This is a genomic window from Saccharopolyspora sp. NPDC050389 (assembly GCF_040655595.1).
In the GTDB taxonomy this organism is placed as follows: Bacteria; Actinomycetota; Actinomycetes; order Mycobacteriales; family Pseudonocardiaceae; genus Saccharopolyspora.
Genome location: NZ_JBFAKG010000065.1, coordinates 47,144 through 58,416 on the forward strand (window position 1 = coordinate 47,144; position 11,273 = coordinate 58,416).

Annotated in this window: 9 protein-coding genes; 7 read left to right on the top strand and 2 right to left on the bottom strand. The window is 68.6% G+C overall.

Annotation, left to right across the window (positions count from 1 at the left end; translation table 11 throughout):
* Window positions 1–42 precede the first annotated feature (42 nt).
* Complete coding sequence (locus AB0I53_RS33555) at window positions 43–2,685, bottom strand: bifunctional GNAT family N-acetyltransferase/acetate--CoA ligase family protein (RefSeq protein WP_358612151.1); 2,643 nt, start codon at window positions 2,683–2,685, stop codon at window positions 43–45.
* A 205-nt stretch (window positions 2,686–2,890) separates the two neighbouring features.
* Between AB0I53_RS33555 and AB0I53_RS33560 the strand changes: the two genes are divergently transcribed.
* The 5 genes from AB0I53_RS33560 (at window position 2,891) to AB0I53_RS33580 (ending at window position 9,344) form a co-directional block, all read left to right on the top strand.
* Window positions 2,891–3,709, top strand: a complete 819-nt coding sequence (locus tag AB0I53_RS33560) for a universal stress protein (RefSeq protein ID WP_358612154.1) — start codon at window positions 2,891–2,893, stop codon at window positions 3,707–3,709.
* 21 nt (window positions 3,710–3,730) lie between these two features.
* Complete coding sequence (locus tag AB0I53_RS33565) at window positions 3,731–5,410, top strand: NAD(P)H-dependent oxidoreductase subunit E (protein WP_358612156.1); 1,680 nt, start codon at window positions 3,731–3,733, stop codon at window positions 5,408–5,410.
* The gene (gene fdhF / locus AB0I53_RS33570) at window positions 5,410–8,091 is read left to right on the top strand and encodes a formate dehydrogenase subunit alpha (RefSeq protein WP_358612159.1); all 2,682 of its coding nucleotides are present in this window, start codon (window positions 5,410–5,412) and stop codon (window positions 8,089–8,091) included. The genes AB0I53_RS33565 and fdhF overlap by 1 nt, the downstream gene beginning before the upstream one ends.
* Window positions 8,092–8,319: 228 nt before the next feature.
* Window positions 8,320–9,054 (top strand): CBS domain-containing protein, encoded by a 735-nt coding sequence (locus tag AB0I53_RS33575; RefSeq protein ID WP_358612162.1) that lies wholly within the window; start codon window positions 8,320–8,322, stop codon window positions 9,052–9,054.
* Window positions 8,973–9,344: a CBS domain-containing protein gene (locus AB0I53_RS33580; RefSeq protein ID WP_358612165.1), complete on the top strand. Its 372-nt coding sequence runs from the start codon at window positions 8,973–8,975 to the stop codon at window positions 9,342–9,344. The genes AB0I53_RS33575 and AB0I53_RS33580 overlap by 82 nt, the downstream gene beginning before the upstream one ends.
* 7 nt (window positions 9,345–9,351) lie before the next feature.
* On the opposite strand, the gene AB0I53_RS33585 is transcribed toward AB0I53_RS33580, so the two are convergent.
* Complete coding sequence (locus AB0I53_RS33585; RefSeq protein WP_358612168.1) at window positions 9,352–10,080, bottom strand: HPF/RaiA family ribosome-associated protein; 729 nt, start codon at window positions 10,078–10,080, stop codon at window positions 9,352–9,354.
* A gap of 294 nt (window positions 10,081–10,374) precedes the next feature.
* Between AB0I53_RS33585 and AB0I53_RS33590 the strand changes: the two genes are divergently transcribed.
* Window positions 10,375–11,079: a hypothetical protein gene (locus AB0I53_RS33590; protein WP_358612171.1), complete on the top strand. Its 705-nt coding sequence runs from the start codon at window positions 10,375–10,377 to the stop codon at window positions 11,077–11,079.
* A gap of 56 nt (window positions 11,080–11,135) precedes the next feature.
* Window positions 11,136–11,273: universal stress protein (locus AB0I53_RS33595; RefSeq protein WP_358612180.1), on the top strand; the 138-nt coding region annotated here is incomplete at its 3' end.

An 11,273-nucleotide genomic window follows, 5' to 3' on the forward strand; every position in this document is an offset into this window, starting at 1 on the left:
TCCGCACCGGCCAGGTGGGCGGGTAGGGCTGATGGTCACCACTCACGCCCGCAGCTTGCGGATCAGCGGGTCGACGGGTTCTCGCGGTTCGAGGCGAACGCGCGCGTCGGGAACGCACACGCCCCGTTCGGAGGCGATCACTGGGTTGAGGTCCACCTCAGCGATTTCAGGCAGCACTTCGGCCATGCGAGCGGTGTGCAGCAGCACGTCGATCAGCTTGCCGCTGTCCAGCCGCGCGTCGCCGAACAGCTGCGGAGCGGCGCGCAGTTCGTGGAGCATGTCTGCGGCGTCGTGGTCGGTCAGCGGGACGAGCCGATGGCTGCGGTCGGCGATCAGGTCGGTGTCGGTCCCGCCCAGCCCGAACGTGACCACCGGACCGAACGCGGCGTCATTGATCACGCCGACCAGGAACTCCTGCCCTGGTTCTACCGAGGGTTGCAGCACGACGCCGCCGAACGCTGCGCCGAAACGGCCCTGCAGCTGAGCCCAGGCGCCGCGCAGCTCGGCGACGGTCGACACGCCCAGCACGACACCACCTGCGTGTGCCTTGTGCAGGACTCCTGCTGCCCGGACCTTCACGACGACGCATCCGCCCAGCTCGCGGAACGCGGCGAGGGCCTCCGTCACGGTGGTGCAGGCGATCGTCGGCACGACGGGGAGCCCGAAGTGCCTCAGGACGGCCGCCACGGGCTCCGGATCCAGCCACCCACCCCCTGGCAACTTCTCAAGCGCTTCGTCGATGAGCGCACGGGCCGCTGCGGTGTCGACATCAGCGAAGTCGGGGACGATTCCGGGAGGGCGAGCCAGCCAGTGCGCGTACTCGGCGAGATCGGCGAGCGCGCGGGCGGCCAGTGCGGGGTCGGCGAACGCGGGAACCCGCGCGTTGTCCGCCTCGAGCGCAGCGACCGATTCGGCCTGCCCGCCGCGCACGACGAGCACCGGCTTGTCGCATCCACCTTCCCGCTCCCGCGCCACCATCTCGGCCAGCCCCTCGGCTGGATCGCTTACCGCTGTGCGAACCACCGGCACGACAACCGAGTCGATTGATGGATCGCCGAGGACAGTCGCCACGGTTCGCGCGAACGTGTCGCTGTCGATCGTGGCAGTCGCGTCCACCGGATTGCTCAGGCTCGCGTGCCCCGGGAGGTTCGCGGCCAACCAGGTGCGGGTGTCCTCTTGCAGCGACGGGAGTTCCAGCCCCGCTCGTGCGTATGCGTCAGCGGTGAGCACGCCGAGGCCGCCGGCATTGGTCACCACCGCGACCCGCCGCCCGGCCGGCATCGCCTGCCAGCAGACAACGCCGAGCACGGCGAACAGTTCCGCGAGATCGTCGACGCCGATGACACCGGTCTGCCGCAGCAACGCGTCCCTGGTCGTACCCGGCGTCGCGGTGGCCGCGGTGTGCGACGCCGCCGCCTGCTGCGCGACCGGGCTCGCGCCGCTGCGCAGCACGATCAGAGGCTTGGAGCGGCTGGTCCGGCGAGCCAGCCACGCGAATTTCCGCGGATTGCCGAAGGATTCCAGGTACAGCACCCCTACCCGGGTGGCCTCGTCACATTCCCACCACAGCAGCATGTCGTTGCCGCTCACGTCATATTTGTCCCCTGTGGACACCAGGGTGGAGATCCCCAGACCCAGTGCGGAAAGGCCTTCCAACAAGGCGATCCCGACACCTCCGGACTGCGTGACGACGCCCACCTGTCCCGCCGAGATCCCGGCGGCGGCGAAGGTCGCGTTCAGCCGCACCTCAGGATCAGTGTTGATCAATCCCAGGCAATTCGGCCCCAGCAACCGCATCCCCCAGTGGCGAACCGCTTCCAGCAGCTGCTCGGCGAGCCCCCGGTCCTCGGTGAGTCCGGCAGCCAGCACGACCAGCGCCCGCACCCCGGACCGCCCGCATTTCTCCGCGACATCCGGCACGACGCTCGCTGGCACGCACAAGACCGCCAGCTCCGGCGGCTCAGGTAGATCGATCACGCTCCGATACGCCGGCAGACCGCAGACCTGGCCGCCACGGCGGTTGACCGCGTAGGCCGCACCGGTGTAGCCGCCGTCAACGATGTTGCGCAGCACGGCGTTGCCGGCAGCGGACGTTCGCCGGCTAGCCCCCACCACCGCCACCGATGCTGGGTGGAGCAACCACAGCAGACTCGCGACATCGGCCACCCGCTCCCGGTCGCTGAGCCGCGAGAAATACTGCTCACCGACGTCGAGGTCCAGCTTCACCTGGTAGGTCGTCCCGTCCAGCCGGGTGCTGCACCGCAAGCCGCTGTCGAGGAACACCCGCAACATCGCCGAATTCTCCGCCAGCACCTCCGCCAGGAACATCCGGATCCCACGCTGCCGCGCCGCGGCCACCAGATGCTCCAGCAGCAACGTCGCCACCCCGCGCGCGTGGAGCCGGTGTTCGACCAGGAAAGCGACCTCGGCGACCTCCCCGACCAGGGTCTCGAAGTGCCCGATCCCGACCAGGTGGTCGCCGCGGAACGCACCGAGAGCCAGCAGGTGCGCATCGCCGACAGCCACCAGCCCGCGCAGGAAACGATCAAGACCGGTCCGCGACGGAATCCCGAAGAACCGGAAGTAACGATCCTCCTCGGTGAGCTCGCCATGCAGGCGTTCGAGCTCACCAAGATCGTCAGAGCACAGCGGCCGGATCGTGACAACGCTTCCATCAGCGAGCACCGCGCGCACAGCACGCGGGCGACCAGAAACCTGTTCCTCGCCCAACACCGGCCCTGCGTCCCTCCCTGCATCTCCCGCAGATGAAGCCGTCGTGCTGAGCACCCTCCGCACCCGCAACAGCCGAGGCAAGAGTCCATCGGCCCTCCCCATGGCACCAGGCCGATTGGAAACGTGGTCACCGCACGCGAGCGTGGGAGCGCGGGACATGCCGAGGGAAAAGCAATCCGTCGTGGCCGGGGTCGACGGGTCCGAGCCCTCGGCTCGGGCTGCGCTGTGGGCGACTGCCGAAGCGGGCCGACTGGGCGTTCCGTTGCGCCTGCTCCTGGTCGGCGACGATCCCGCTCGCGAGTCGCAGGCCGAGGAGACGGTGCAGGAGATCGCGGACCGCTGCCGGCTCGCCATGCCGACCCTGGAGTTGGTAGCCGAGGTCGACTTCGGGCATCCCGCCGAGGAGTTGGTCCGCCGATCCGACGCCGCCCGGCTGATCGTGGTCGGGTCACACGGGCACGGCGCCTTCCATGACGCGCTGCTCGGCTCGATCAGCGCCGCCGTGGCCACGCACGCCAAGTGCCCGGTCGTCGTGATGCGTGGTGCAGGCACCGCGACGACGGGACCAGTGATCGTCGGGGTCGACGATTCACCAGGCAGCAAAGCGGCGCTGCACTACGCCTTCGACGCCGCCAATCGGCGCCGTTCCGACTTGGTCGCTGTGCAAGCACTGCCCGACGCGCACTTCATCCCCGGCCCATCCACACACCCGGACCGTGACGAACTCCAGGAGCGGGCCGAGGCCCACCTCGCAGAGCAACTTGCCGGGTGGGCCGCCGACTATCCCGACGTCGCCGTGCGCAAAGCGATCACCAACGAGCACCCGGTGCAAGCACTGTGCGAAGCCGCTCAGCATGCGCAACTGCTCGTCGTCGGCCACCGTGGGCACGGCGGCTTCGCCGGGCTTCTGCTGGGCTCGGTGGCCCGAGGGGTGCTCCACCACGCGCCATGTCCCGTAGCGGTGATCCGCACCTGATGTGGTGAGGGAGTTGCAGTCGTGACACATGACGCGTTCGCCGGATGGGAACAGCGGTTCGGGATCCACGGAACCGACGTGCTCCGCGGGCTGCGAACAGTCCTCGATCTCCGGGGGCACATCAGCAATGCCGACGTGCGACGCATCGCAGGCGAGCTGGGTTTGCCGGTTGCTGCCGTCAACGGTGCCGCCTCGTTCTTCGCCGACTTCACCGGCGATGAGGCAACCCGCCACGTGCGCATCTGCGAGGGCACGTCGTGCTTTGTCTCGGCTGGCAACCACACCGTGCCGTTGGCCGAAGCAGCCCTCGGCGTCAAATGTGGACACACCAGCATTGATAGGTCGTTGTCGTTGGCTGGGGCGTACTGCCTGGGCTACTGCTATGCCTCCCCCACCGCGCTCGATGGGCGGACTCCCGTCACGGGACCCGATCTCGGTGCGCGATTGCTCTCCCCTGCACACCCGCCTCCGCCGCCCCCGGTCCCCTACCACAACGCCAGCCGCAATCCGGTCGTGCTCGCGGGTCTGCTCGGTGCGGAGGAGCCCTGGCAGGTGTGGCCGGAAGTCGTGGCGGCCGGATCTCCGGCCACCGTCCTGGCCGAGGTCGCCCGCGCCGGGCTGCGCGGTCGAGGCGGGGCCGAGTTCCCGGTGGCGAACAAGTGGCAGGCAGCGTCTCGTGGCCCCGCCCCGAGGTTCGTGGTGGCCAACGGCGACGAGGGCGATCCGGGCTCGTTCTGCGACCGGCTGCTGCTGGAAAGCGATCCGGACCGCGTTCTGGAAGGACTCGCCCTTGCCGGGTTCGCGACCGGCGCGACCCGGGGCGTGGTGTTCGTCCGCTCCGAATACCCAGAGGCAGTGGAGAAAACCCTGTCCGCAGTGGGAGCTGCGCGCGACGCCGGGCACTTCGGGGTCGGCGTGCACGGCTCGGCGTTCGACTTCGACGTGGAGGTCGTGCGCGGCGCGGGTTCCTACGTTGCGGGGGAGGAAACTGCGCTGCTGCGTGCGTTGCAGGGACTTCGCGGCAGCGTCCGGCCCCGGCCCCCGTACCCGACAAGCGTCGGCCTCTCCGGGCGGCCCACAGCTGTGAACAACGTGGAAACCCTCGCCGCGGTGCCCTGGGTCGTTCGGCACGGCGGCAGCGCATACGCCCGCCTCGGTGCCGATGTCGAGACCGGCACCAAGCTGGTGTGCCTCAGCGAGCGGTTCCGCCGACCTGGCGTGTACGAGGTCGAGTTCGGGGTGCCGTTGCGCTATCTCGTCGAAACGCTCGGTGGCGGGCTGAAGCCCGGGCACAGGCTGCGGGCGCTGCAGGTCGGCGGGCCCCTCGGCGGTTTCCTCGGCCCGGACGACCTGGACGTCCCGCTGCTCGCCGAAGCGCTCGCCGCGGCTGGGGTAGCTCTTGGTCACGGCAGTCTCGTGGCCATCGACGACGGCATTTCCGCGGCGGAACTCCTCCGGCACGTGTGGACCTTCGCCGCCGCGGAGAGCTGTGGTGCCTGCACTCCGTGCCGGGTCGGATCACTCCGTGGTCGCGAGCTGGCAGACCTCTTGCCGGGTAGCACGACCGCCCTGGCACAGCAGGAAGAACTTCTCGATGTGATGGGTATTGGCAGCCTGTGCGCCTTCGGGCGGGGCGTGCCCGGCGCGGTCCGGAGCCTCGTGCGGGTCTACCGCGACGAACTACTCGCCGGAGGCAGCTGATGCGGGTGATCGTCGATGGCGTTCCTGTGGACATCCCGGAGAACGCGACGGTGCTCGACGCCGTACGCGCCTTCGGCAGGTACCTCCCGACGCTGTGCTACGACGCAAGGCTGCCTCCGCGTGGCTCGTGCCGCACCTGCCTGGTCCGCGCGGGCAGTCGCATCGTTGCCGCGTGCACCACTCCTGCGGCCGAAGGCATTGCAGTCCAACTGGACGATCCAACCGCCCACCAGGCTGCGAGCGGAGCCGTTGAGCTGATGGTGTCCGAGCTTCCCGCGCGAGCGCTGGAGATTCCGGCAGAACGCAGCGAACTCGTCCGCGCCTGCGCCCATTTCGGCATCGCGGCCAGCAGTTTCTCCGGCGCGGAACACGATCGCGGGGTGGATCATTCGCATCCGTACGTCAAACTCGACCGCGACCTGTGCATAGCCTGCGGACGGTGCGTCGCCATGTGCGCCGAAGTCCAGGGCACCTTCGCGCTCGAACTCACCGGCCGCGGCTTCGACACCGTCGTGGCACCGGGCGACGGCGGGGCGTGGGTGTCCTCCCCTTGCGTTGGATGCGGCGGTTGCGTCGACAGCTGCCCCACCAGCGCGCTGTCCGAACCCGGCCTGCTCGACCTCCGCCCGGTCACCGCGACGACCACGACCACCTGCGGGTACTGCGGAGTCGGCTGCACCCTCGACGTACATGTCCGCGACGACACCATCGCCGCGATCACCCCGACGCACGGCGCGCCGGTCAACCGGGGCCACGCCTGCATCAAAGGCCGCTTCGCGCACGCCTTCACCCGAGCCGAGGACAGGCTGACCACACCCCTGGTTCGGCACAACGGACAACTCGTCGAATCGACCTGGGCCGAAGCCCTCGGCCTGGTCGCACGGCGACTCACCGACATTCGGGACCAGCATGGCCCCGACGCGATCGCCATGATCTCCTCGGCCCGGGCCACCAACGAGGAGAACTACCTGGCCCAGAAGTTCATCCGCACCATCATCGGCACCAACAGCATCGACAACTGCTCGCGGCTGTGCCACGCACCCTCGGCCGCCGGACTCACCGCCTCCTTCGGCCTGGCAGGCGGCACCAACCCGCTCGACGACCTCGACCACACCGACTGCATCCTCCTCGCCGGCGCCAACCCCACCGAAGCCCACCCCGTCGTCGGCGCCCGCATCAAGCAACGCGTGCTCGCCGGAGCCCGGCTGGTCGTCATCGATCCTCGCCGCACCGAACTCGCCGCACTCGCCGATGTGCACCTGCAAGCCGCACCGGGGTCGAACGTCGCCGTCTTCAACGGCCTCGCCCACCTCCTGATCGAGGAGGATCACCTCGACCACGCGTTCCTCGACCACCGCACCACGGGTTTCGACGACCTCGCAACACTCCTGGCCGACTACCCGCCCGAGACGGTGGCAGCCATCGCCGACGTGCGCACGGCAGACCTGGTGGCCGCCGCCCGCCTCTTCGGACGGGCGCAGCACCCCGCCATCGTCTACGGGCTCGGCGTCACCGAACACGCCCACGGCACCGACGGCGTGCGCACCCTGGCCAACCTCGCCATCCTCCGCGGTGCAGTCGGCACCACCGGTTGCTGCGGCATCCTCCCCCTTCGCGGGCAGAACAACGTCCAAGGCGCCTCAGATATGGGCGCCCTTCCAGATGTGCTTCCCGGTTACCAGCACATCGCCGCCCCAGCAATCCGCGCCCGCTTCGAGCGGGCCTGGGGACGCCCGGTGCCTGAACATCGTGGCTTGCGCATCCCGCAGATGTTCGACGCCGCGATCTCCGGCGACCTGCGAGCCCTCTACGTCATCGGAGAAGACATCGCGCAAAGCGACCCGAACTCGGGTCACGTGCGCGCCGCACTCGACGCGTGCGAGTTCGTGGTCTGCCACGACATGTTCCGCTCCCGCACAGCCGAACACGCCGACGTCGTCTTCCCCGCAGCCTCCTTCCTTGAAAAAGACGGGACTTTCGTCAACTTCGACCGGCGCTTCCAACGCGTCCGCCCAGCCCTGGCGCCACCCGGCCAGGCGTCCGACGACTTCAAGGTCCTGCAGCAGGTCGCCCAAGCGATGGGCGCCGGCTTGGGCTGCCCCACTCCGGCCGCAGCACTGGCCGAATGTGCCTCCCTGACACCGGTTTTCGCGGGTTTGTCGCACCAGCGCCTGGAGGCCGAAGGCTCCTTGCACTGGCCCTGCCCGGCCTCGGACCGGCCGGGCGAAGCCGTGCTCTACCTCGACCGGTTCGCCACCCCGGACGGCAAAGCCGCGCTGGCCGCCCGCCCCTACCTGCCGCCCGGCGAACAGCCCGGCGCCGACTTCCCGTTCCTGCTGATCACCGGACGCCGACTCGTCCACTACAACACCGGCTCCATGACCCGCCGAACCGCCAACCTCGAACTTCTCCCCGCCGAAACCCTGGAGATCCACCCCTCGGACGCAGCCCGCCTCGACATTCCCGGCGGAACCGATGTGATCATCACCAGCCGCTGGGGGCAGACCACCCTGACCGCGCATCCCACCACCGATGTCGCACCCGGCCAGGTGTTCGCCGCCTTCCACTTCCCCACCGCATCCGTCAACGAACTCACTTCACCGCATACCGACACCGCCACGGACTGCCCCGAATACAAGGTCACCGCAGTGCACATCCAGCCGGTAGTACGGGGCTCCTGAGCAGCCGAGCAGCACTTGTCAACTCGCGATGCGCTTGGGGAGAAAATCACCGCCGATCGAGACCGGCCGGCCCATTCGAACCACGCGGCCGGTTGGACGGAGGCCCATCGGCCCTGCCGCGCGCCGTGATGACCTCGGCAAGGTGGGCAGCGTAGGAACATCCGAGTGCTTGCAGCCTCCGTGCCGTCTGCGCAACAGGCGCGGCCACAGGAGAGTCCGGGAGCAACGATGCAAGCCGAAGACGTCATGTCGCACCCGGTCATTACCGTTCAGGAGTACGACTCGATCAGAACGGCTGCCGGGACGCTGGCCGAACACGGGTTCACCGCCGCACCCGTGATCGACTGGGACGGCATTCTCGTCGGCATCGTCACCGAGGCCGATCTGATCCGCGATGCGATCCCGCACGATCCCCGCACCACAGAACACCACCTGCACATGCCGAGCGGGGCACCACCGACCCTCGTCAGCCAGGTCATGACCAAGAAGGTGCGCACCGCGGTCCCAGGCACCGACTGCGCCGACATCGCCAAGACGATGCTCAGCCACCACCTGCGTGCCGTTCCCGTCGTCCAGAACCGCGTGGTCGTGGGCATCGTGACCCGGCGCGATCTGATGCGCGGCCTGGCCCGGGACGATCCGGTGATCAGAGCCGAAGTGCGGCGAAACCTCGATCGCTACGGAGGCTTCGACAAGTGGTCCGTGCGCGACGGCGCGGTGGTGATCATCGACCCGGTCGGGGACATCGCCGCCCGCCACGTCGCTCATGCGCTCGCCCTGGCGGCGCCGGGGACACGTCAGGTTCAGGTGATCGAGCGCCGAGCTCAACCGTCCCCACCACCCGCACGCATTACCGTGCGCGGTTCCCGCGAGGAGGATCCATGCGAGTCGAGGAAGTCTTCCGCCAAGGAACGCTTACCTGCGATGCGACCGATTCGATCAAAGAAGTGGCCCGGAAGATGACCGCGGATCACGTCGGTGCCCTCGCAGTGCTCGAGGACGACCGAATCATGGGCATCATCTCGGAACGCGACGTGGTCCGGGCCATTGCCCAGGACGTCGATCCGCGAACCACAACGGCAACCACGTTCGCCACCCACCAGATCGAGACCGCCAAGTTCGGCGAGGAAACCCGGGAACTCGCGCGGCGCATGCTCGACGCCGGCGTCCGCCACTTGCCGGTCATGCAGGGGCAGACGGTGGTCGGGGTGATCTCCATGCGAGATCTGCTGGCCATCGAGACGTGGCTGTGAAGCCGCGTCACTCGGCAGGCGTGATCAGGCCGTAGTGCCCGTCGTACCGGCGATAAAGCACAGCACCTCGGCCCCGCTCACCGTCCAGGTAGAACAGGAACGGCAGGCCCAGCGTCCCAAGCCGCTCGGCCGCCTCGGCGGTGGTCAGCACAGGCGGTGGCCGTTCGCTCACGGTGACCGGCGTGAAATGCTTGGCCAACTCCGCCGGGTGCGGGTCGATCTGGGCCAGGCGGTAGCCGTCCGGCGTCCGGTACAAGACGCTGTCCTGCTCGGAGCCGAGTTCGGTGAAGAGGTGGAAGTCGTAGTCCATGACCTCCATCTCGAACACCGCTTCGTCCACATCGCAGCGCGCCAGCGTGAACGACTTGTGCCGAACGACCTCACACTGGTCAGGCGGACGCGGAAAGTACGAGGGGCGGTGCGCGGGTTCGTCGCCGTGGCGCCATTCATGGGGCTCGACCACCGCTCCACGCTTACGGCGCCGCGCGATGTGCTCAAGGCGGTGCTGAAGGCGGTCACGCAGCAGGTCGAGGGCCTCCGTGGCAACGGAGCCGGCCACCTGCACGCGGACGATCCGCCCGTTGACATCGAGGTTGGCCTGCGCGGTGATCGGGCGTGCGACGGCGGGATCACCATGTCGCTGCACGCGCACTCTCGCGTGCAGCACAGGTTCATGGGCGTAGCGGAGAGCCGAACGGACTCGACGCTCCGCGTAGTCGGCGATGCCGGGCGCCACTTCACCTGTCACCTGCACGCTGATCGGAATGTTCTGCGCCACTCCCGTTCGCATCGTGCACCCCTCGGATCTCCAGTCGCCGCCAATTTCGAGCATCACCGACCACAGGCGGACGCGCAGGAGGAGAAGGACCCGCACCGCAAACGTGCTCGGCACTCGCAGAGGCAGGCCTGCAATCGCTAATCGATGGCAAGAACACCACTGGAAACAAGGGACTTTCGGCCGCATGACGCGTTGCCGGTTGAGGTGAACCCTCGGACATTGATCCCATGTCGAATCCTCGAGGGGGAACTGATGAATGAAGGTCACGAGATGCGTTGGGGCGGGCTGGCTGGTCTCGGCGCGCTTGTTCTCTCCATCATCGCCGGCATCCTGCTCGCCGGCGCCCCGCGCATCACCGAATCCGCAGACACGATCGCCGGGTACCTGCTCGCGGCACGCGGTGTCGTCCTCACGGCCGTGCTGCTCTACGCCGCCGCGATCGCCCTGTTCCTGTGGTTCGGCGCCACCCTGGCCACCGCCTTCCGGCTCGCGGACGACCGGAGCGACGCCCCAGCGGTCGTGCTGGCGGGTTTCGCGCTGACCTCCACGATCGGATTCTTCGGTGCCGCCGTCTTCGGTGGAGCGGTCTTCGCCATGACCTCGCGCCCCGCCCTGCTCGTGTTCGCCGCCGCCCCGTACACAGTTGTGACCGTCGCAGCCACTGTCGCGGGCATCGCCCTCGCCATTCCGCTGACAGCCACTGCAGTGGCCATCGCCCGGACCGGGGTGTTCCCGCAATGGGCAGCTTGGTTCTCCGGATTCGTCGCCGTCATCTCAGTTCTCAGCGCGATCACCATCCTCTCAGCCGGCGGCGTCTTGGCCCCGGGCGCAGCCCTGACCACCTACATTCCTGGCGGATTGACCGCGCTGTGGGTGCTGGCCATGAGCGGCCTGCTGGTCCGTGAACACCTCCCCACCATCTCCGTGCAGAAAGGACCCGCTGTCGGACCGGCTTGAGTCGACGCTGTCGTTGCGGCCCTCCTCGAAGCGGACCGCAACGACTTGGAGACAGCATGACCGAGCAACGCGACTTCGCGATCGTCGTCGGTGTCGACGGCTCACCGTCGTCCCGGGATGCCCTGCGATGGGCCGTCCGGCAAGCCCACTTGACCAACGGCCGCATCACCGCCGTCATGTCGTGGGAGCTCCCT

Coding starts and splice junctions, on each gene's coding strand:
- AB0I53_RS33560 (WP_358612154.1), top strand. CDS start 2,891: ATGCCGAGGGAAAAGCAATCCGTCGTGGCCGGGGTCGACGGGTCCGAG.
- AB0I53_RS33590 (WP_358612171.1), top strand. CDS start 10,375: ATGAATGAAGGTCACGAGATGCGTTGGGGCGGGCTGGCTGGTCTCGGC.
- AB0I53_RS33580 (WP_358612165.1), top strand. CDS start 8,973: ATGCGAGTCGAGGAAGTCTTCCGCCAAGGAACGCTTACCTGCGATGCG.
- fdhF (WP_358612159.1), top strand. CDS start 5,410: ATGCGGGTGATCGTCGATGGCGTTCCTGTGGACATCCCGGAGAACGCG.
- AB0I53_RS33575 (WP_358612162.1), top strand. CDS start 8,320: ATGCAAGCCGAAGACGTCATGTCGCACCCGGTCATTACCGTTCAGGAG.